This window comes from Pseudonocardia sp. N23, assembly GCF_002583555.1.
Lineage (GTDB): Bacteria > Actinomycetota > Actinomycetes > Mycobacteriales > Pseudonocardiaceae > Pseudonocardia.
The window spans coordinates 71870-93419 of sequence record NZ_BEGX01000052.1; the positions used below are offsets into that span (position 1 = coordinate 71870).

General features: G+C 72.9%; 18 protein-coding genes. 2 read left to right on the forward strand and 16 right to left on the reverse strand.

Translation table 11 applies throughout. The annotated features are described in order from the left end of the window. Positions 1-294 precede the first annotated feature (294 nt). Entirely contained in the window at positions 295-1206 is a 912-nt protein-coding gene (locus tag TOK_RS13750; RefSeq protein WP_098958681.1) for a cytochrome c oxidase assembly protein, read from the forward strand. A gap of 137 nt (positions 1207-1343) precedes the next feature. Here the strand turns inward: TOK_RS13750 and TOK_RS13755 are convergent, their stop codons facing one another. From TOK_RS13755 to TOK_RS13775, 5 genes are read right to left on the reverse strand one after another with little or no spacing between them, the layout of a single operon-like run. Next, on the reverse strand, positions 1344-2819 hold the full coding sequence (locus TOK_RS13755) for an MmgE/PrpD family protein (RefSeq protein WP_098958250.1): 1476 nt from the start codon (positions 2817-2819) through the stop codon (positions 1344-1346). Then, positions 2816-4159 carry an MmgE/PrpD family protein gene (locus TOK_RS13760; RefSeq protein ID WP_098958251.1) on the reverse strand — a complete coding sequence of 448 codons (1344 nt, stop codon included), beginning with the start codon at positions 4157-4159 and terminating at the stop codon, positions 2816-2818. Before TOK_RS13760 ends, TOK_RS13755 begins: the two co-directional genes overlap by 4 nt. Beyond that, a complete protein-coding gene (locus TOK_RS13765; protein WP_098958252.1) occupies positions 4152-5471 on the reverse strand; it encodes an MFS transporter in 1320 nt (439 codons plus the stop codon). Before TOK_RS13765 ends, TOK_RS13760 begins: the two co-directional genes overlap by 8 nt. Continuing rightward, complete coding sequence (locus TOK_RS13770; RefSeq protein ID WP_216361971.1) at positions 5468-6859, reverse strand: FAD-dependent oxidoreductase; 1392 nt, start codon at positions 6857-6859, stop codon at positions 5468-5470. The genes TOK_RS13765 and TOK_RS13770 overlap by 4 nt, the downstream gene beginning before the upstream one ends. A gap of 20 nt (positions 6860-6879) precedes the next feature. Beyond that, complete coding sequence (locus tag TOK_RS13775; protein ID WP_098958254.1) at positions 6880-8202, reverse strand: MFS transporter; 1323 nt, start codon at positions 8200-8202, stop codon at positions 6880-6882. A gap of 284 nt (positions 8203-8486) precedes the next feature. On the opposite strand from TOK_RS13775, the gene TOK_RS13780 reads away from it, so the two are divergent. Next, on the forward strand, positions 8487-9167 hold the full coding sequence (locus TOK_RS13780; protein WP_172457564.1) for a GntR family transcriptional regulator: 681 nt from the start codon (positions 8487-8489) through the stop codon (positions 9165-9167). Positions 9168-9387: 220 nt separating this feature from the next. On the opposite strand, the gene TOK_RS13785 is transcribed toward TOK_RS13780, so the two are convergent. The 11 genes from TOK_RS13785 to TOK_RS13835 form a co-directional block, all read right to left on the reverse strand. Further along, on the reverse strand, positions 9388-10098 hold the full coding sequence (locus TOK_RS13785) for an isochorismatase family protein (RefSeq protein ID WP_216361972.1): 711 nt from the start codon (positions 10096-10098) through the stop codon (positions 9388-9390). Next, positions 10095-11501: a dihydroorotase family protein gene (locus TOK_RS13790; protein ID WP_098958256.1), complete on the reverse strand. Its 1407-nt coding sequence runs from the start codon at positions 11499-11501 to the stop codon at positions 10095-10097. Before TOK_RS13790 ends, TOK_RS13785 begins: the two co-directional genes overlap by 4 nt. Beyond that, positions 11498-12391 (reverse strand): oxaloacetate decarboxylase, encoded by an 894-nt coding sequence (locus TOK_RS13795; RefSeq protein ID WP_098958257.1) that lies wholly within the window; start codon positions 12389-12391, stop codon positions 11498-11500. Before TOK_RS13795 ends, TOK_RS13790 begins: the two co-directional genes overlap by 4 nt. Positions 12392-12538: 147 nt before the next feature. Then, the gene (locus TOK_RS13800; RefSeq protein ID WP_172457565.1) at positions 12539-13294 is read right to left on the reverse strand and encodes an SDR family NAD(P)-dependent oxidoreductase; all 756 of its coding nucleotides are present in this window, start codon (positions 13292-13294) and stop codon (positions 12539-12541) included. Further along, complete coding sequence (locus TOK_RS13805; RefSeq protein WP_098958259.1) at positions 13291-14028, reverse strand: SDR family NAD(P)-dependent oxidoreductase; 738 nt, start codon at positions 14026-14028, stop codon at positions 13291-13293. The genes TOK_RS13800 and TOK_RS13805 overlap by 4 nt, the downstream gene beginning before the upstream one ends. Further along, on the reverse strand, positions 14025-15137 hold the full coding sequence (locus TOK_RS13810) for an alkene reductase (RefSeq protein ID WP_098958260.1): 1113 nt from the start codon (positions 15135-15137) through the stop codon (positions 14025-14027). Before TOK_RS13810 ends, TOK_RS13805 begins: the two co-directional genes overlap by 4 nt. After that, positions 15124-16611, reverse strand: a complete 1488-nt coding sequence (locus TOK_RS13815) for an aldehyde dehydrogenase family protein (RefSeq protein ID WP_098958261.1) — start codon at positions 16609-16611, stop codon at positions 15124-15126. Before TOK_RS13815 ends, TOK_RS13810 begins: the two co-directional genes overlap by 14 nt. A gap of 24 nt (positions 16612-16635) precedes the next feature. Beyond that, the gene (locus TOK_RS13820; RefSeq protein ID WP_098958262.1) at positions 16636-17748 is read right to left on the reverse strand and encodes an NDMA-dependent alcohol dehydrogenase; all 1113 of its coding nucleotides are present in this window, start codon (positions 17746-17748) and stop codon (positions 16636-16638) included. Positions 17749-17768: 20 nt separating this feature from the next. Further along, entirely contained in the window at positions 17769-18779 is a 1011-nt protein-coding gene (locus TOK_RS13825) for an ABC transporter permease (RefSeq protein WP_141566390.1), read from the reverse strand. Between the two features lie 38 nt (positions 18780-18817). After that, positions 18818-20353, reverse strand: coding sequence for a sugar ABC transporter ATP-binding protein (locus TOK_RS13830; RefSeq protein ID WP_098958264.1), 1536 nt, complete (start codon positions 20351-20353; stop codon positions 18818-18820). After that, complete coding sequence (locus tag TOK_RS13835; protein ID WP_098958265.1) at positions 20353-21504, reverse strand: sugar ABC transporter substrate-binding protein; 1152 nt, start codon at positions 21502-21504, stop codon at positions 20353-20355. Before TOK_RS13835 ends, TOK_RS13830 begins: the two co-directional genes overlap by 1 nt. Positions 21505-21550 lie beyond the last annotated feature (46 nt).

A 21550-nucleotide genomic window follows, 5' to 3' on the forward strand; every position in this document is an offset into this window, starting at 1 on the left:
CGCCGGGCGCATGTCCGGGAATTTACCGACACCTTCCGAAATCGCGCACCGCCGATCCTCGTTTTCCGGCCATATCACGTTCTTCCAGCAGTTTCGCCTCAGACCGGGACGACGGTCCGCGCTTTCCGGCAATGGTTAGCATCGCGGTGCACAACGGCGACCGAAAGGGGTTCGGATACACATGACGGTCGTGTCTGAATTGTCGCCGAATTCGTGTCGCCGCCTCCCGCGAGTCGTCCGCCGGGACCGTCGGTGAGCGTCGCGGCCGCGCTCCCGCCGTTGACGGCGGCCCGCATGGTGACGTCGTGGCGGGCGGACCCGGGGACTCTCGTCGCCGCCGTGGCGCTGCTCGGCGGCTACCTCCTGGCCCTGGCCCGGCGCCGCGGACCGGCCTGGCCACGGGCGCGCACCGGATGCGTCGCGGCCGCCGCCGCCACCGTTGCGCTCGTCGGGTGCAGCTTCCTCGGCGTCTACGACACGACCCTGTTCTGGACCCGGGCCGCGCAGAACGTCGTGCTGCTGATGCTCACGCCGCTGCTGCTCGCGCTGGGCTCTCCGGTGCGGCTCGTCGCCGACCTGCTGCCCGCCACCCGCCGGGCCCGCTGGTCCCGGCTGCTGCACTCCGGCGCGGCACGGGCCCTGACGTTCCCGATCGTCGTCACGGTGGTGCTCGTCGTCCCGATGCTGGTGCTCTACCTGAGCCCGCTCTACCCGCTGACGTTGCGCAGCCCCGTCGCGAGCGGACTCGCTGGGACCGTGCTCGTGGCGGCGGGCTGGCTGTACTTCTGGACGCGGCTGCGCATCGACCCCACCCCCCGCACCGACCCCTACCTCGTGACGCTGTGGATCACGATCATCGAGGTCATCGGCGACGCGGTGCTCGGCGTCGTCCTCTGGCTCGGGCCGCTGGTCGCGGGTGGGCACTACGCGGCGCTGCACCGCGACTGGGGCCCCGACCTGCGGACCGACCAGGTCGTCGGCGCCGGTGTGCTGTGGGTGGGCGGCGACGTGATCGGGCTGCCGTTCATCGGCGTCGTCATCGCCCGGATGGCGCGCGAGGACGAACAGCGGGCGGTGAAGATCGACGCCGAGCTCGACGCGCTGGAGGACGTCGCCGACGACGGCCCGGAGCCCGATCCCGCGGCGCCGGCCCGGTTGTGGTGGGAGGACGACCCCCAGCTCGCCGAACGCTTCCGCCGGCGCTGATCCCGGCCCCACACGGCCGCATCCCGACGGGCGGCGCCACGAGCGACCGTGCGGCCGCACCGGACGTCACACCGCGCGCACCCCCACCGCTCTCCGTGGCGCTCCGGACGACCGTGGGGTTGCGCGCGGCGGGGGTCTCAGCCCAGGACGTCGGGCAGGGTCGCGGACTCGGGCAGGGCGGCGAGGTCGGGCAGGGCGGCGAGGTCGGGCAGGGCGGCGAGGTCGGGCACGGCGGCGTGCAGCAGGCCGTCGACGAGCTCGCCCGCACGGTCGGGGTCGGCGCCCGCCCGGCGGCAGTTGTCCCCGAACTTCGCGACGACCCGCGCCTCGCCCCAGGGGCGCCCGGCGTTGCCGTCGACGTCGTCGATCCGCACCGTGCGGGAGGTGCCGTCGTCGAGGTCGGCGACGATCTCGGCGGGGAACACCGCGGGGTAGCCGGAGCCCTCCCACGGCTCCCGGTCGACCCGCTCGGCGAACGCCAGCACGTCGGGGTCGGGGTCGCCGGTGAAGTCGTCGAGCGTGACCTCGCCCCGCACGGCCTGCAGCGCCACGACGTAGGGCAGGCTCCAGCGCGCCTCCCCCGCGGTCACCGGCGCCTGCTTGCCCTCCCACGGCTCGGCGACGACCTGCTCCTGTCCGACCGGCAGCCGGCACAGCACGCGCACGATCCGCTCGGGCCGCACGTCGAGCGCGGCGACGGCCTCGGCGAACGGGTGCAGGAAGTGACAGCAGGGCAGGCCCTTGAACGCTGCGTCGAGCAGGTGCCGGCGTTCGCCGAGGTCGGCGACGAGCGCGACCAGCCGGTCGGCGGCCGAGGGGTCGTGGGCGTAGAGGCCGAAGAACCCACGCTCACCCTCGAACACCGCCCGACCGCCGGTCACACCGCCCCGGACCAGCGCGACGGCCGACACCGCGCCCTGCGCGGCGATGCCCGCCTGCGCCGCCTTGCTGGTGGCGCCGCGGGACAGGAACGTGAAGTTTCCGGCCGAGAAGCTGGCGGCGACACCGACCGCGTCGAGCAGCGCCTCGCGGCCGAGTCCGTGGACGAGGCCGACGGCGATCGCCCCCGCGACCGGGCCGGCGACCGAGGTGCCCTGGAACCCGACGCGCTGGAACCCGCTCGGGGTGGCCAGCCCGAGCCGGACCAGCACCTCCCAGCCCACGGCGAAGGCGCGGACGACGACGTCGCCGGGTGCGCCGGTCTCCTGTGCGGCGGCGAGCACGGCCGGGGCCAGCGCGGCGCTGCCGTGCATGACCGAGCCGGTGTGGGTGTCGTCGTACTCCAGGGAGTGCACGAGGGTGCCGTTGACCAGCGCGGCATCGGCGGGACCCGCGCCTGCCGCAGCGCCGAGGACGGTGCACGGCCCTGCGGTGCGCGCAACCGCGACGATCCCGCGTGCCGGCCCGGTCCGGGCGGCGGCGAGCCCCACGCCGACGGCGTCGAGCAGGTGCCTGCGGGCCACGGCGTCGACGTCGGCGGGCAGCCGAGCGGGCAGCGCGAGCACCCCGTCGACGAGCCGTTCCGCCGCGGTCGTCCCGCCGAGTCCGGCACGGGACCGGTTGCGGGTGCCCGCGGAGCGGTCCGACGTCGGGCCCGGGGTGGGGGCGGTCACCGGGAGCCGCCCGTTCCGAGCAGCGCGGCGAGGACGCCGCGCAGGGGTGCGTCGAGGTCGAGCGGGCCACGCGGGTCGGTGAGGGTACGAACCCGTCCGGCGAACCCGGGCTGCAGCTCGCCGGTCAGCCTCTCGTACTTGGTGAGCAGTTCAGGACGCGACAGCGGCCGGTCCGGCCCACCGGCCGCGGACAGCACCGTCTCCTCCAGGACCCGGCCGTCGCCCAGGGTGACCCGCACGGTCGAGGGCCGGTCGTGCGGCGGCGCGGGCGGGTCGGCCCACTCCTCGATCCGGACGCGTCCGCGCAGTGCCGCGACCGCCGGCTCGTGCAAGGTGGCGCCGGAGAACACGGCGGCGGCGGTCGTGCGGTGGTGCAGCACGGTGGCGACGGCGTGCGGCAGCGAGAACCGCCCGGCCAGTGTCGTGGCCGGGGACGCGTTGGTGAGTGCGGCCCCGAGCGGGTGGGTCCGGACGTCGACGGCGGTGATCTCACCGTCCGCCGGCACCGAGCCGGCGAGCAGCGACGCGGCCTCGACGCTCGCGTGCAGGTACTGACAGCAGGCGTAGGGCTTCTGGTAGCCGTCCTCGACGGCCCAGCGCTCCCCCAGCCCGGCGGTCAGCTCATCCGGGGTGACGACGGTGCCGGCGAACACCTCGTCGAGGACGGTCGGGCTCGCGGTGAGCCCGGCCGCGGCGACGTCGGCGGCGACGAACCCGAGCTGCGCACCGGCGCCCGCCCATGCGTTGCGGATCGTCGCGCCGCTGGTGGCGTGGGAGAACGGCCCGGTCAGCGACATCGACGCCGCACCGAACACCGTCGTGGCGAACGCGTCCGGGCCCAGGCGTCGCGCCGCGGCCAGCGCAGCAGCGGCACCGATCGGCGAGAGCGTGGCGTGCGGGTGCAGCACCAGGGGCAGCGGCGGCCGGTAGGCCCGGGCGACGCGGGTGACGACCTCGTAGCCGAGGACGTGCGCGCGCAGCAGGTCACCGAGTGTGCCGCCGGTGGCCTCGACCTCGGCCAGCGCGGCGGGCAGTGAGTAGAGCGAGCCGTGGCAGGTGGCGGGCCGGTAGCCGCCGTCGAGCTCGGTCCAGTTGGCGGCGACGGCGTTGGCAAGCGCGGCGGACCGCCGGTCGGTGCGCCGCCCGGGCGCCCCGACGAGCGTCGACTCGGACGGCCCGCCGCCGGCCTGGGCGGTGACCGCCCGCACCTCGTCCTCGGTGTGGGCGACGACCATGGCTGCGAGGTCGTCGCACATGATCACCAGGGCGGTGCGCAGGACGTGGTCGGGGATGTCGCCGTCGGCGGCGCGGGCCGCGGCCCACGACAGCAGCTCAGACAACGGGGATCTCCTTCTCGGCGACCGCCGACGACGCGGCGGCGTGGCGTCGGTGGGCCAGCGCCGCGCAGCCCGCGGCGAGCAGCGACAGCCCGACGACGTACCAGGCCATCGCGGTGTTGCTGCCCGTCTCGGCGTGCAGCCACGTGGCGACGAACGGCGCCGTTCCGCCGATGACGGTGGTCGGCAGCGCGTAGGCCAGTGAGGCGCCGGTGTAGCGGGTGCGGGCGGGGAACAGCTCGGCGTAGATCGCGGGCTGCGGCGCGTAGGCCGCGGACTGCACGACGGCGAGGCCGATGACCATGCCGAGCAGGATGATCCAGGACTCCCCCGTCTCGATCATGGCGAAGTAGGGGAAGACGAACGCGGCGGCGAGCAGCGCGGCGACGACGACCTGGCGGCGCAGCCCGACCTTGTCCGACAGCCACCCGAAGAACGGGATGGACACCAGGTAGCAGACGGACACGATCGTCAGGTGGTTGATCGTCTCGCCCTTGGCGACGCCGAGGGTGCCGGTCACATACGCCAGTGTGTAGGTCGCGACGGTGTAGTAGATCGCGTTGTTGGCCGCGCCCAGACCGGCACCGATCAGCACCGAGCGCCAGTCGTCGCGCAGCACCTGCCTGATCGGCAGTGCCGCGGGCGCCTTCCCGGCGTTCTCGGTGAAGTCCGACGACTCGGCGAGGCCCCGGCGGATCAGCAGCCCCACGACGACGATGACGAGGCTGGCGAGGAACGGGATGCGCCAGCCCCACTCGGCGAACGCGTCGCCGCTGACCGCCGACGCACCGGCGATGACGAGGCTCGCGAGCAGCAGCCCGGCGGGCGATCCGACCTGGGTGGACGAGCCGAACAGGCCCCGCTTGCGGACCGGCGCGTTCTCCACCGACAGCAGCGCGGCGCCACCCCACTCGCCGCCGAGGGCGACGCCCTGGGCGATGCGGCACAGGGTGAGCAGGACCGGCGCCCACACCCCGATCGAGGCGTACGACGGGATCAGTCCGATGAGGACGGTTGCGCCGCCCATGATCAGCAGCGTCGCGATGAGGACGTTGCGGCGGCCGATGCGGTCGCCGAAGTGCCCGAACAGGATGCTGCCGAAGGGCCGGGCGACGAACCCGACGGCGAACGTCGCGAAGGCGGCGAGCGTGCCGAGCACACCCTCCTGCGCCGGGAAGAAGACCTGCCCGAACACCAGCGCGGCGGTGGTGCCGTAGATGAAGAAGTCGTACCACTCCAGAGTGGTGCCGACGAGGCTGCCGATCGCGGCGCGCCGGGACTGCCGTCCGGTGCCGGCGGGAGCAGCGGCGCTCATCGGGCGGAGGCCGCGTGCCGCCCGGCGATCATGCCGAGGCCGAGCGCGGTGAGCAGGCCGTTGCCCGACGAGTAGCCGGCACCGCCGGTCCGTCCGCTCACGCCGGCGGCGACACCACCGGTGGCGTACACACCGGGGATCGGACCGGCGGGTCCGACGACGCGGGCGTGCTTGTCGACCCGGACGCCGCCCTGGGTGTGGAACAGGGCGGGTACCGCCCGGACCGCGACGTAGGGGCGCTGCAGCGGACCGTGGCCCCAGGCCGTGCGCCCCACCGGGTCGGGGGCGTCCCCGGCCGCGGCCGCGCCGGCGGCGTCGAGGGTGGCGGCCAGGACGGCGGGGTCGGCGCCGATCAGCGCGGCGAGCGCGGCGGCGTCGGGTGCCTCCTTGGTCCCGCCCACGGCGACGAGCTCGGCGAACTCCTCCTCGTGCGCGGCGACGGAGTCGCGGATCGCGGCGTCGAACACGACGTGCACGGGACCGTCGGCGCGGGCGACGTCGGCGGCGAAACCGGAGTAGCCGATCGACTCGTCGCCGATCCGGGCGCCGGTGACGTCGACGACGATCCCGCCGTGCTCGACGGTCGTCCACGACGTGATCGACCCGTGCGGGCTGGCGACGGCGGCGTAGCCCTGGAAGGCCGACGCGTTGCCCATCGTCGCGCCGAGGTCGAGCAGCCAGCGCACGGCCTCGCCGGTGCTGCCGTGGGCGCCCAGGTACTCCAGGCCCGACGCGTCGGGGGCGAACCTGGCGACCATGCCTGCGTCGGCACCGAAACCGTTGGCCGCCAGGACGACCGCGCGGCACCGCAGCGTGTAGGTGCCCGATCGGCCACCGGAGACGACGACCCCGCGCACGACCCCGTCCTCGACGACGAGCCGGTCGACGGGTGAGTGGGTGAGCACCTCGACGTCGGCGGCCTCGGCGGCGCGCAGCAGGTCGGCGACAAGGGCCTGGCCCTTGCGCGACGGTGGCGCGTGCAGCCGGGGCACGCTGTGCCCGACGTGCTTGTAGTCGGTGATCAGGCGCAGGTCGACGTCGTGGGCGTCGACGAGCCACTCGACGAGCCCGGCGCTCGCGGCGGCCAGGACCTCGACAGTCTCCTCCGCGTCGTGCGGACCGGACTGGCGCAGCAGGTCGGCGGCGAGGCGGGCCGGGGAGTCGTCGATACCTGCCTCGGCCTGCCAGCGGGTGCCCGCTCCGGGGACGGAGCCGGTGGACAGCGCGGAGTTTCCGCCGGCGCGCTCCTCCTTCTCCAGGACGACGGCGGTCACGCCGGCGTCGGCGGCGGCGAGCGCGGCGGCGAGGCCCCCACCTCCCGCTCCGACCACGACGACGTCGACATCGACCTGTCCGGGGTCCACCTCTGCGGGCCGGCTGTCTGACACGGGAGTCCTTTCGGGAGCGGTCACACGGTCCGCAGCACGGAGCCGCGGGTCTCGGTGAGGGTCAGTGCCGTCGCGACGGTGACCACCGCCGCGGCGACGAGGAACCAGGCCGGGGAGAGCGGGTTGCCGGTGACGCGCAGCAGCCACAGGCAGATCAGTGGCGCGGTGCCGCCGACGGCCATGCTCGCGAGGTTGAAGCCCAGCGCAATGCCCGTGTAGCGGACGCGGGAGGGGAACATCTCGGCGAACGTCGCGAACACGACGCCCATCAGCGCCGACTCCGGCAGCCCGAGCACGACCTGCGCGAGCATCGCCAGGGGCAGCGAGTGGGCGTTCATCAGTGCGAAGCACGGCACGGCGAGCACGCCGAACGCGACGGCGGCCCACAGCAGCATCGGCTTGCGGCCCCAGCGGTCGGACAGCCGGCCGAAGAACGGCATCGCGAGGCACGACACGACGAGGGTGACGGTCGTCGACCAGAACGCGGCGCGGGTGTCGAAGCCGCCGGTGCGCTGCAGGTGCGTCGAGGCGTAGACGTAGACGACGTAGTAGCCGGCGAACAGCAGCGTCGACAGTCCGAGGGTGCGCAGCAGGCCCGGCAGGTGCGCCCGGAACAGCTCGACGACCGGCGCCGCCACGACGCCCTCGGAGGCCAGCTCCTCCTGGCGGACAGAGTCGTCGAGCCGGAACCGGATCCACAGCCCGACCAGGCCCAGCGGCAGGCTCAGCAGGAACGGCAGCCGCCACCCCCACGAGGCGAGCTGGTCGGGGGTGAGCACGGAGCTGACGATCGAGACGACCACCGAGGCGAGCAGCGCGCCGGACAGGGCGCCGAGCTGCACCGTCGAGCACAGGAAGCCGCGCCGCGCGGGCGGCGACTTCTCCGCGACGTAGGCCGCCGCCCCGCCGACCTCGCCGCCGGACGCGATGCCCTGCACGCATCGGGCCGCGACGAGCAGGAACGCGGCGCCGACGCCGATCGCGGCGTAGCTGGGCAGGACGCCGATGAGCACCGTCGCGGCGCACATCGCGAGGATCGTCGCGGCAAGGATGCGGGAGCGGCCGAAGCGGTCGCCGAGGTGGCCGAAGATCAGGCCGCCGAGCGGGCGGAGCACGAAGGCGGCGGCGAACGTCGCGAAGGTGGCGAGCAGGGCGGCCGTCGGGTCGGCGCTCTCGGCGAAGAAGACGACGGACAGGACCGTGGCGAGGTAGCCGTAGATGCCGAAGTCGTAGTACTCGACGACGGACCCGACGAGCCCGGCCGAGACGACCTTGCGGTCGATCGTCTCGGGTACCGCTCCGGTGGCGGTCCCCGCCTGCGCGGGACGGTCGGCTGCCTGCATCGTCGGACCTCCTCGTCGTGCCACCGTGGGTCGCCCTACGCTGCGCCACGTACTGAAAACTGTCAACAGTTTGGGGTAGATTGACCAGTGAGCAACTTGACACGGCAGCTCAGTAGCATCGTTGCGTGTCGACAGTTGGAGAATGACGACGCCCGGCCGGGTGCCCGACCGCCCTGCCGCACCGGCGACCGGGACAGGTCAGGCGCACGTACGAAGGAGTAGCCGTGGGGCCACGTGGCACCATGTCGGAGCGGGTCGCAGCCACCCGTGGCGAGGAGATACCCGTGAGCGAGCAGTCCCGTCCGGCCAAACTGGGCCGCGTCGCGACCTACGCGGGACGCAGCCTCGAGGTCCTTCGGGGCATGATCCTCGACGGCACCCTCTCCCCCGCCGAACGGCTCAACGAGGTCCACCTCTCCCAGGCGCTCGGCATCAGCCGCGGCCCCCTGCGCGAGGCGATCCAGCGGCTGGCCAGCGAAGGCCTCGTCGAGGCCGTCCCGCACCGCGGCGTCTACGTCCGATCGTTCTCCGCGCGCGAGCTGTCGGACCTCTACGAGCTGCGCATCGCGCTGGAGACCCACGCCGTGCGCCTCGCCGCCCGCTACGCGCCGCAGCAGCGCATCGACGAGCTGGGCAGCATGCTCGACGAGACCGAGTCGAGCATGGGCACCCACGCCACCGGCGCCTACCCGGAGGACCCCGACTTCCACGCCCGGCTCGTCCGGCTCGCGGCCAACCCGCCGCTGGTGGAGGCGTTGACCGACGTCGGGCGCAAGATCCGGCTCGCCCGCGCCCGCTCGGCCCACCAGCCGCGCCGCGCGCGCACCGCGCTCGACGAGCACCGCGAGATCCTGGCCGCGCTCGTCGCCCGCGACGGGGAGGGCGCCGCCGCGAAGCTGGAGGCCCACCTCACCAGCTCGCTCAACAACGCGCTGGCCGTCCTGCGCGCCGCCGAGCCGGACTGACCCCACCGCGCCGGCTCGGCCCCCTGTCCTGCACGCCCGTGTTGCAGGAACGGCACTTTCCCGCAGCCCAGTTGCGGGAAGGTGCCGTTCCTGCAGAACGAGGGGCACCCCAGCAGACAGGACGCCGCGCGCCGGGCACGACCCGAACCGGACGAACGGCACAGTCGCGCAACTGAGTTGCAGGACTGCGCCGTTCGTGCGGATCGGCGCCGGCCGGAGGTCAGTCCGACTTCGCAGGGACGTCCGCCAGCTTCGCGAGCAGGGCGTCGGTGGTCATGACGTCGGCGTACTTCTGCGCGATGTCGAACAGGTTCGCCTCGTGGACGACGGGGCTGCGGTCGTAGACGGCGTCGGCGGGGACGCTGACCCGGTAGTTGTAGGAGAACGCGTCCGCGATGGAGGAGCGCACGCAGCCCGAGGTGGTGCAGCCGGTGACGACGAGCGTGTCGGCACCCGTCTCGACCAGGTAGCTCGCCAGCGGGGTGCCGAAGAACGCGCTGGGGTGCCGCTTCGGCAATAGCACGTCGCCCTCGACGGGCGCGACCTCGGCGACGAACTCGTAGCCCTTGGCCGGGATGCCCATGATCGCGGGGACCTTGGCCCCGAGCCGCCCGGAGTCGTAGGACTGCTTGGGGGCGACGTGCGGGTAGAGGATCGGCCACCCCTTCTCACGGAACAGCGCCACGAGCCGGGCGATGTGCGCGACGGCGTCCCAGCCGACGTCGCCGCAGCTGGTGGGATACTCCTGGACGGCCTCGTCGAACGGCATCGGTGTGGAGCCGACGGTGCGGTACTGCACGTCGATGATCAGCAGCGCGGGCCGCGAGCCCATGCCGACGGGCCGCCCGAAGCCGGCCTTGTCGTAGCGCTCGATGGTCATCTCGTCGATGACGCCGGCGCCACCGAGGGTCCAGATCGGCTGCTCGGTCACACGAGCTCCTTCTGCGAGGCGAGCGCGGCCGCGCCGCCGTTGGTGCGGGACAGGTAGGTGCCGGTGGGGGCGTCGGCGAGCTGCCCGTCGCGGACGGCGAACCGGCCGCGGACGAGCGTGTGCACGACCGAGCAGGGCAGCTCGGTGCCCTCCCACGGCGAGTACTCGGCGACGGAGTGCTGGGTCTGCGCGCGCACCGTCATGGGGGTGTCGAGGTCGACGACGGCGAGGTCGGCGTCGGAGCCGACGCGGATGGTCCCCTTGCGCGGGAACAGCCCGAACAGCTGGGCGGCGCGGGTGCTGGTGGCGTCGACGAGGCGTTCCAGGTCGATGCCCCGCTCGAGCCCGAGGCCGATGGTCGTCGGCAGGATGAGGCCGGTGCCCGGGAACCCGGCCGACGCGGTCCAGATGTCCTTCTCCTTGGCCGTGCGGTGGCGCGAGTTGTGGTCGGAGCCCACGGTGTCGACGGCGCCGGTGCGCAGCCCGTCCCACAGCGCCTCGACGTCCTCGGCGTGCCGCACGGGCGGGTTGACCTTGCCGTAGGTGCCGCAGTCGGAGTCGGTGGTGAGCGTCAGGTACTGCGTGCAGGTCTCGGTGAACAGGTTCTCGTAGGCGGTCTGCTGCATCGCCATGGCCGTGAGCGCGGCCTTGCTGGAGGTGTGCACCGCGTAGACCGACGCGCCGGTCTGGCTGGCGAAGTAGGCGACCCGCTGCACGGCCTCGGCCTCGACGACCGGCGGGCGGCTGCGGTACCAGGACTCCAGCGGCCGGAGCGTCTCGTCGCGGGGCTGCTCGCGCAGCTTCCAGACGAGCTCGATGTTCTCCGGGTGCGGGCAGACGAGCGCCCCGGCGTCGGCGGCGCGGCCGAGCAGGTTGTACATGTAGGCGTCGTCGTTGCCGGGCACGCCGAGGTACTTGCCCTCGTCACCGCGGAAGTTCATGAAGAACTTGAAGCTGGGCACGCCCAGCTCGCGGACGTAGTCGGGGATCGCCTCGACCTGCTCGTCGGTGCCGAGCACGAAGTGGAAGCCGTAGTCGGTGTGGGAGTTGCCGGCCATGGCGGCGTCGGCGTCGGCGAACACCTTCTCGTAGGGGTCGGCGCTCATCAGGTAGATCAGCATCGACGTGATGCCACCCGCGACGGCGGACGCGGTCTCGCGCTCGCCGTCCTCGGGGTCGCGCGGGACCCGGATGTCCTTGCCCAGGTGCACGTGCGGGTCGATGCCGCCGGGCAGGACGGTCTTCCCGGTGATGTCGACCTCGGTGGCCGCGGCGACGGTGGCGCCGCGCGCGACGAGCCCGCTGATCACGCCGTCGGTGACCAGTATGTCGAGGTCCTGGAGCCCGGCGCCGTGCTGGAAGACGCGCCCACCGCGCAGCCTCAGGTCGTGTGCGTCCGTCATCGGGCGCGCCTCCGTTCCGCGGTCGCTGCGTACCGCTCCTCGAGCTGGTCGAACTCGGGCTTGCGCACGAGCTCCTGCCGTTCGTCCCAGCTGATCATCAGGTCGGCGGCCTCGCGGGTGTCGCCGTGCTTGCTCAGGTGCGCGAGGACCTCACGCATGCCGACGACCGCGCCGCGCATGGTCGCGTTGGCGTAGAGGGCGACGGCGAAGCCGAGCTCGCCGAGCTCACGGCGGGGCAGCAGCGGGGTGCGGCCGCCCTCGACCATGTTCGCGACGTGCAGCCCCGGCACCTGGGTGGTGAGGTGGCGCATCTCCTCGACGCTCTCGGGCGCCTCGACGAAGATCACGTCGGCACCGGCCCCGAGGTAGGCGGCGGCGCGCTCGCAGGCGGCGTCGAGGCCCTCGGTGGCGCGGGCGTCGGTGCGGGCGACGACCACGAAGTCGTCGTCGCGGCGCGCGTCGACGGCGGCCTGCACCTTGCCGACCATCTCGCCGAGCGACACGACGTCCTTCCCCTCGAAGTGTCCGCACTTCTTGGGGCTGACCTGGTCCTCGAGCTGGATCCCGGCGGCCCCGGCGCGCTCCAGGCGACGCACCGTCCGCTGGACGTTGATGGCGTTGCCGAACCCGGTGTCCGCGTCGACGACCACCGGGATGTCGACCACGTCGCAGATCGCGTCGACGTGGCCGCAGAGCTCGTCGAGGGAGAGCATGCCGTGGTCGGGCATCCCCAGATAGGTGTTCGTGACACCCGCTCCGGTGACGTAGGCGGCGGTGAAGCCCGCTTCCTCGACGACGCGGGCCGTCAGCGCGTTGGGGACTCCCGGCAGCAGGAGTGGACGGTCCGGCGACGCGAGGAGCGCACGGAGTCGTCGCGCCGGGGTGGTCATGAAGCCTCCTCGTGGTGGGCCGGGGCGTCGTTGGGGACGGGCGTGATCACTCGTCCCTCCTTCCACTCTGAGAGCCAAACTGCCGACTGTCAACAGTTGGCGGGGCTGCGGTTGGTGAAGCGGTGCAGGTCATGACGAATGCCCGGTTCAGCTCGTCGGCACACGGGCGAGCAGCCCACCGTCGACGAGCAACGAGGCCCCGGTGACGAACCCGGCGTCAGGCGAGACGAGGAACGCGATCGCCCCCGCCACGTCGGCCGGGGTGCCCATCCGGGCCAGCGGCGCCGCCGACGCGGCCGACGCGGCAGCGCCGTCCGGGTCGTCCTGGGCGTCGAAGAAGCCCTGCAGGTTGGGGGTGAGGATGAAGCCGGGGCACACCGCGTTGACCCGGATGCCGACGGGGGCGCCGTCCAGGGCCATCGCCTTGCTCAGCGCGAGCACCGCACCCTTCGTCGCGACGTACGCGGCGTCCTGCGGGAACCCCGCGAACGACGCCGTCGACGCCACGAGCACGATCGATCCCCCGGCCACCGCCATGGCCGGCCACAGGTGCCGGTTGAGGGTGTGGATGCTGGTCAGGTTCACGTCGAGCTGGCGGTGCCACTGCTGCGCGGTGAGCTGGTCGAGCGAGCCGACGATGGTCTGCCCCGCGTTGTGCACCACCACGTCCGGCGGACCCGTGCGTTCCAGCAGCGCGGGCAGCGCGGCGTCGACGGCGGCGGCGTCGGTGACGTCGAACGCCGCGCTCGTCGCCCCCGGCCCGCACTCCGCGACCGCCTCGGCCAGCCGGGCCTCGTCGCGGCCCAGCAGCACGACCCGGTCGCCGTCGGCGGCGAACCGCACCGCGGCACCGCGCCCGATGCCGGAGCTGGCCCCGGTGACGTAGACGATGCGGCCGCTCACGGCGCACCCATCGGCAGCGCCGGCTCGCCGGCGGTCCAGCCGCCGTCGACGGGCATGACGACCCCGGTGACGGCCGAGGCCGCCGACGAGGCGAGGAACGCGATCACGGAACCGATCTCCTCCGGTTCGAACATCCGGCCCATCGGGACGCGCCGCGACACGGCGGCGTCGAGCTCCGGGGTCATCTGCTGCTTGGCCATCGGGGTGAGGGTGAAGCCGGGGCACACGGCGTTGACCCGGATACCCGCGGACGCCCAGTCGATCGCCATCGAGCGGGTCAGCGCCGCGACCGCGCCCTTCGACGCCGAGTACGCCGACTGGTGCGGCAGGCACACGAGCGCCGCCTGCGACGCGACGTTGACGACCGCGCCCTTCGACGCCACGAGCGCGGGGTGCAGCGCCTGCGAGGCGTTGACGATCCCGCCGACGTTGACCTCGTAGGTGCGCAGGAAGTCGGCCGGATCGGTCTGCTCCACCGGCAGGTTCTCGGTGATGATCCCGGCGCAGTTGACAAGGGCGTCCACCCGGCCGTGCTCGGCGACGACCGCCTCGCCCGCGACCTTCGTCGCGGCGGGGTCGGTGAGGTCGAGCGGGCCGGCCTGCTCGGTCCCGGACAGGTCCCAGCCGACGACGGTCGCGCCCTGGGCGCGGAACACCTCGACGGTGGAGGCACCGATGCCGGAGGCGGCGCCGGTCACGACGACCACACGGCCGTCGAACGGGAGGGGGCTCATGAGCTGCTCCTCTGGTCGGGGGACTGCCCGGGGTGCGCCGGGTAGTCGGTGTAGCCGCGCTCGCCCGCGGTGAAGAACGTGTCCTCGTCCCACACGGCACGGGGGATGTCGTGGCGCCAGCGCGTGACGAGATCGGGGTTGGAGACGAACAGCCGTCCGACGCTGACGAGGTCGGCGTGGCCGTCGGCGACGAGCGGCGCGACGTCGTCGAGCTCGCTGGCGCCCATGAACCCGGTGTTGAGCACGTAGGTCGTCGGCCAGGCCCGGCGCAGCTGCTCGTGCAACGGTGACGAGCGGCGGCGCAGCGTGTGCAGGTAGGCCGGGCGCAGCGGGGCGATCGCGTCGACGAGCGCGACGTAGGTGTCGTCGTTGCCCTTGTCGGCCATGTCGTTGAACTGCCCGCCCGGCGAGATCCGGATGCCGACACGGTCGGCCCCGATCGCATCGGCGACCGCGGCGGTCACCTCGGCGGCGAACCGCGCCCGGCCCTGCGGCGAACCGCCCCAGGAGTCGGTGCGCCGGTTCGTGCCCGGTGAGAGGAACTGGTGCAGCAGGTAGCCGTTGGCGGCGTGCAGCTCGACACCGTCGAGACCGGCCCGCACGGCGCGGGCGGCGGCGCTCGCGAAGTCGTCGACGATCCGGGCGATGCCCTCGGCGTCGAGCTCGACCGGCACCGGCGCGGGCACCATGACCCGGTCGGCGGTCTCCACCTCGACGGCCGCGGCGATGGCGCTCGGCCCGACGACGCGGGCGTCCGCGGGGATCAGGCTCTGGTGGCCGATCCGGCCGGTGTGCATGAGCTGGCAGAAGATCCGCCCACCCGCGGCGTGCACGGCGTCGGCGACGCCGGCCCACGCCCGTTCCTGCGCGTCGTCGTGGATGCCGGGAGTGCCCGGGTAGCCCTTGCCCGCGGCGCTGGGCTGGGTGCCCTCGGTGACGATCAGGCCGGCCCCGGCGCGCTGGGCGTAGTAGGTGGCGGCGTAGCCGGGCAGGACACCGTCGTCGTCGGCGCGGTTGCGGGTCATGGGGGCCATGACGACACGGTTGGCCAGCTCGGTGCGGCCGAGCTTCCACGGGTCGAAGACGGTGCGGTGCTCAGGCACTGACATCGACGCACACCGTCTTGACGTCGGTGTAGTCGTGCAGCACCTCGTGGCCCATCTCGCGGCCCCAGCCCGACTCCTTCACGCCGCCGAACGGCATGCTCGGGTCGAAGACGCCGTAGGTGTTCACCCACACCGTGCCCGCCTGCAGCCGCGCCGCGACGCGGTGCGCGCGGCCGACGTCGCGGGTCCAGATGCCGGCCGACAGCCCGTAGCGGGTGTCGTTGGCGGCCGCGACGACCTCGGCCTCGTCGGTGAACCGGTGCGCGACGACGACCGGTCCGAAGATCTCCTCCTTCGTCACCCGGGAGTCGGCCGCCGTGTCGGCGATGATCGTCGGCTCGACGAACCAGCCGCGCTCGCCGACCCGCCCGCCGCCGGTGAGGACCGTGCCCTCGGTCCGGCCCACGTCGAGGTAGGTGCTGACGCGGTCGAAGTGCTCACGGCTGGCGAGCGGGCCGATCTGGCTGGCCGGGTCGAACCCGTCGCCGACCACGATCCCGCGAGCCTTCTCCACCAGCCCGCCGACGAACTCCTCGTAGACGCTGTCGTGCACGTAGAGCCGTGACCCGGCGGCGCAGGCCTGGCCGGCGTTGAAGAAGATCGCGTCCGACGAGCCACCGATCGCCTTGTCGAGGTCCGCGTCGCCGAAGACGACGTTGGCGCTCTTGCCACCCAGCTCCAGGGTGACCCGCTTGAGGTTGCCTCCCGCGGCGTCGAGGATCCGTCGCCCCGTGGCGGTCGACCCGGTGAACGACACCTTGTCGACGCCCGGGTGCGCGGACAGCGCCGCCCCGACCGTCGAGCCGTGGCCGTTGACGACGTTGAGCACGCCCGGGGGGATGCCCGCCTCCAGCGCGAGGTGCGCGAGCCGCAGCGCCGAGAGCGGCGTCGCCTCGGCCGGCTTGAGCACGACGGTGTTGCCCGCCGCCAACGCCGGTGCGACCTTCCACGACGTGATGACCAGCGGGAAGTTCCAGGGAACGATCAGCCCGACGACACCGAGCGGCTCGCGCCGGGTGTAGGTGAGGTACTCCCCCGGCGCGGAGATCGGGATGGTCTCGCCCTCGATCTTCGTGGCGTACCCGGACATGTAGTGGAAGAGCCCCGCCGCCGACGGGACGTCCGCGGCCTGCGCGATCGTGTACGGCTTGCCCTGGTCCAGGGTCTCGACGCGGGCCAGCTCGGGGCCGTCGGCGAGGATGAGGTCGCCGAGGCGCCACAGCGCGGCGGCCCGTTCACGCGGGGTCATCCGCGGCCACGGGCCCTGCTCGAAGGCCGTCCGGGCCGCGGCGACCGCACGGTCGACGTCGGCCGCCTCGCCCAGCGCCACCGTCGCGAAGACCTCACCGGTGGCGGGGTTGACGGTGTCGAGCTCGGCGCCGCCGACGGCGTCGGTCCACTCGCCGCCGATGTGCAGACGGGTGTGCTCCACCGGCCGGGCAGCGAGCGCCGCCGGGCTGTCGGTCACTGCAGTCATGCGTGTGTCCTTCTGGAGAGAAGCTCAGTGCTGGTGGACCAGGACGCCGCGGATGTTGCGGCCGGCGTGCATGTCGGCGACTGCCTCGTTGATCCGGTCGAGGGAGTAGCGGCGGGTGACGAGCTCGTCGAGGCGCAGGACACCGCTGCGGTAGAGCTCGATGAGGCCGGGGATGTCGGCGGTCGGGTTGCAGTCGCCGTACATGACGCCCTTGATGGACTTGGCGAAGTTGGTGAGGTCCTGCGGGCTGACGGCGATGTGCCGGTCGGACGCGCCGACGGACACCAGCACGCAGCGCCCGGCCTTGCCTACCGCGGCGAAGACGTCGCCGATGATGTCGCCGTCGACCCGGCCGACGGTCACGATGCCGACGTTGACGCCCTGGCCGTTGGTGAGCTGGTCGATCAGCGGCCGGGCCTCGGCGATGGAGCCGAACGCCGCGGTCGCGCCGAAGTCCTCGGCCCGCTCCTGCTTGTAGGGCACCGGGTCGACGACGATGACGTGCGCGGCCCCGGCGATCCGGGCGCCTTGCACGGCGTTGGCGCCGACCCCTCCGAGACCTGCGACGAGCACGACGTCGCCGGGCCGGACGGGGCCCGCGTTGACGGCCGCGCCGAAGCCGGTGGCCACCCCGCACGACACCAGGCAGGCCAGCTCGAACGGGATGTCGTCGGGCACCTTGACGGCCTGGTTCTCGTGGCAGACGAGCCGGTCGGCGAACGTGCCGAGCCGGGTCACGCCGCCGACGTCGCTGCCGTCCGCGGCGTGGAAGCGGGCGGTGCCGTCCATGGCGCGGCCGTGCTCCATCCCGGCGCCGTTGTCGCAGATGTACTGCTGGCCCCGCGCGCAGTAGCGGCACTTGCCGCAGGCCGGGATGAACAGCGTCGCGACGTGGTCGCCGACCTTCACCTTCGTGACGCCGGCCCCGACGGCCTCGACGATCCCGGCGCCCTCGTGCCCGCCGACCATCGGCAACGTGACGGCCAGGTCGCCGGTGACGAAGTGGTCGTCGGAGTGGCACAGCCCGCTGGCCATGACCTTGATGCGGACCTCGTGGTCGCGCGGCTCGTCGAGCTCCAGGTCCTGGACCTCCCACTGCGCGCCGACCTTGTGGATGACGGCTCCACGTACCTTCATTGCAGGAACTCCTCGCTCGATCAGGCCGGTTCCGCGGCCTGGGCCCGTCGTTTGCGCTCGCCGCGACTGCGGACGAGCTTCGAGAGGATCACGGCGATCACCAGCGCGCCGCCGTAGAAAAGCTGCTGGACGTACTGCTCGGCCCCGAGCAGCTGCAGCCCGGTGATACCCGTGACCAGGAAGTAGACGGCGATCAACGTGCCCCAGGGGTTGAACCGGCCGATCCGCAGCACGGTCGAGCCGAGGAAGCACGCCGCGAACGCGGGCAGCAGGAACGACGCCCCCGACACCGGGTCCGCGCTGGCGGTGGTCCCGGCGTAGACGACGCCGGCGAGACCCGCGAAGCCCGCGGAGATGATCAGCGCCCGCCAGCGCAGGGCCGGGACGTTGACCCCGTTGAGGCGGGCGACGTCGTGGCTCTGCCCGATGAACAGCAGCCGCTGACCGAACGCCGTCTTGTCGAAGACGTACCAGGCCACCGCGACCAGCACGATCGCGTAGTAGAAGCCCACCGGGATGCCGAGGAAGGGCCGGGTGAGCACCGCCGACGACAGCGCGCGGTCGATGCCGCTGATCGTCGAGGTGTTGGACAGCAGGTAGATCAGGCCCTGCACGACCGTGCCCATGCCGAGGGTCACGATGAACGGGTTGATGTCGAAGACGGTGACGACCCACCCGTTGATCACCCCGACCAGCAGGCTGGCGAGGATCGCGACGACGACCGTGGCCCAGATGTTCCAGCCGTGCTGGACGTTGAGGATCGCGACGACCACCGTCGACAGGTTCAGCGTCGACGCGACCGACAGGTCGTAGTCGCCCGCGCGCAGCGGGTAGAGCAGGCCGATCGCGAGGATCAGCAGCACCACCTGCGACGACAGCATGTTCGAGACGTTCGCCGCGGTGGGGAACGTCTGCGGCACGATCAGGCTGAACGCGATGATCAGCACCGCCCACACGCCGAGGAGCGCGAACCGCTCCGGCTCGGCGGGTGCCTTGCGCTTCTTGTTCTCCGCTGCGGGCGTGGGAGTCACGGGCTCGACCTTCGTCACGGGTTCGGACTGGGTGGCTTTCACGACGCTTCCTCCGCGTAGACGGCGGACGCCAGGACGTCCTTGGTGATGTCCGCGCCGGTGACCTCGGCGCTGACCCGGCCGCCGTCGAGGACGAGGACCCGGTCGGCCATCTCGACGAGCTGCTCGTAGTCCGACGTCGCGCACAGCACGGCCATGCCCTGGGCGACGGCGGAGCGGATGAGCGCGAAGATCTCGCGGCGGGCGCCGATGTCGACGCCCTGGGTGGGCTCGGCCAGCAGCATGACCTTCGGGTTCGTGTCCATCCACTTGCCCAGCAACGCCTTCTGCTGGTTTCCGCCCGACAGGTGCCCGAACAGGGCGCGCGGGTCGGCCGGGACCACGTTGAGCCGCTCGCAGGTCTCCTGGGCGCGGCGGTCCAGGCTCTTCCAGTCGACGACGAGCCCGCCCGCCCGTTCGTCCAGGAACGGCAGCGACACGTTCTCCAGGACCGACAGGCCCAGCGCACCGCCCTGGCCCTTGCGATCGGCCGGGATCAGCACGACCCCGTTGTCCATCGACCGGGCCGGCGTCGGCTTCGCGACGACCGTGCCGTCGTGCTCGATCGTTCCGCCGGTGGCCGCGCGGGCCCCGAAGAGCAGGTCGGGCAGCTCCTCGAACCCGGACCCGGCCAGGCCGGTCACGCCGACGACCTCGCCGCCGTGCAGGTCCAGGTCCAGGTCACGGACCCGGGCGCCCGACAGCCCGCGGGCGCTGAGCAGCGCGGGCCGGTCGGACCGGACCCTCGCCGTGCCCTTGGCGACGTGCTCGTCGCGGGCACCGAGGATCAGCTGCACGAGGTCGTCACGGGTGGAGTCCGCGGTGGTGCGGGTGCCGGCCGTGCGGCCGTTGCGGAACACCGTGATCCGGTCGGTGACCTCGAGGATCTCGTCGAGGTCGTGCGAGACGAGCAGCACGGCGTCGCCGCGCTGCCGCAGCCGCCGCAGCAGCGCGAACAGCAGGCCCACCTCGTGCCGCGGCAGGAACACCGTCGGCTCGTCGAGGATGAGGATCTGCCCGCCGGCGTTTCCCGAGGTGAGCTCCTGGGAGCCGACGGCGCGCACCACCGCCACCATCGCCCGCTGCACGGGCGAGAGGGTGTCGATCGTGGCGCCCGGGTCGACGTCGATCTCGAAGCGGTCGAGCAGCCCGGTCACCCGGGCCCGCTCGTCCTTCCAGCGCACCCGGCGTCGGCCGGGGGCGTCGCCGTGCGAGTCCAGCGCCATGTGCTCGAGCACGGTGGACGTCCCGGCGAGGCCGAGGTCCTGGTGGACGAACCCGAGGCCGTGGTCACGCAGACCACGGGCCCCGAACGGGCCGGCGACCGTGGTCCCGCCGACGGTGACCGTGCCACCGTCGGCGTCGTGGAACCCGGCCAGGATCTTGATCAGGGTGGACTTCCCGGAGCCGTTGGCCCCGAGCAGCCCGTGGACCTCGCCGGGCAGGACGTCGAGGTCGACCCCGCGCAGCGCAGGGACGCCGTTGAACGCCTTGGCGAGCCCGGTCACGGCCAGCAGCGGCGCGGGGGCGGTCATCAGCCCAGGCCCCAGAGCTTCATGAAGGCACCGGCGTAAGTGTCACCGAAGCCCTTGCCGCTCTGCGGCGGGTTGCCGGTGTCGGCGACGTTGGACTTGTCGATGACGCGCACCGGGCCGGACTCGGCCGCGACGGGCGGCGCGCCCAGCATGGCGCGGAACGCGACGTCGATGTTGACGTAGGCGACCCAGTCCGGGTTCTCCGCGACGTCCATCGCGACCGAGCCGTCCTGGACCATCTTCAGGATCGACGGTGTGCCGTTGAACGTGTAGATCGGCACTTCACGACCGCCGGCGGCCTGCTGGATGCCGGGCGCGGCGTAGAGCGCCATCGAGTCGTAGATCGGCAGCACCGCGTTGATGTTCGGGTTCTTCAGCAGCGCCGACTGGACCTGGCTCTGGATCTGCTGCGACCACTGCGGGACGGCCACGTTGATGACCGTGGCGTCCGAGCCCGCCGGGCCCTCGTCGGCCAGTGCCTTGTTGATGGTGTCGACCATTCCCTTCGAGGGGCCGGTCTCCGAGGCCTGGATGACCAGGGCGTGGATCGGGGTGCCCTTGCCCGCGCCGATCGCGGCGAGCGTCATCAGGTGCGCGGCCTCGTTGAACGGGGCGAACGCCTCGTACGTCAGCCCGGTGACGGGCGGGGTGTCCTTGTCCGACAGGTGCAGCGGGATGACCGGGATGCCGGCCTTCGTCGCGTCGTCGATCTGCGGACCGAGGGTGGAGGGGAGCGGACCGTTGAGGAGGATCGCGCCGGCCTTCGCGTTGATGGCCTGGGCGATGCCCTGCTGGTAGGAGGTCTGCGTGCCGTCGGACGGGAACGTCACGAAGCCGACGCCCGCCTTCTCGGCGACGATCTTCATCGCGGCCTCGCCGGCCTGGTAGAACTCGGCCTTGCTGTCGATCGGGATGCTGTAGATCGTCTTGCCCTTGAGCGAGCTGACGTCGATCGCGGGTCCGAGGTCCTCGGTGCCCGGCACCGCCTTCGCGGCGTCGACCTTCTGCTGGGCCGCCTGGGCCTTCTGGGCGTCGGCGGCCGACGCGTTCGACGTGCCGCTGTCGGTTCCGCTGCTGCCACCGCCGCAGCCGGCCAGGAGGCCGAGCGAGGCCGCGACGACCACCGCGACGACGATCTTCGAGATGCGCATGGATGACTCTCCGTTGGGGATGCCGGCGGGTGCCGGGGTGGGCGGG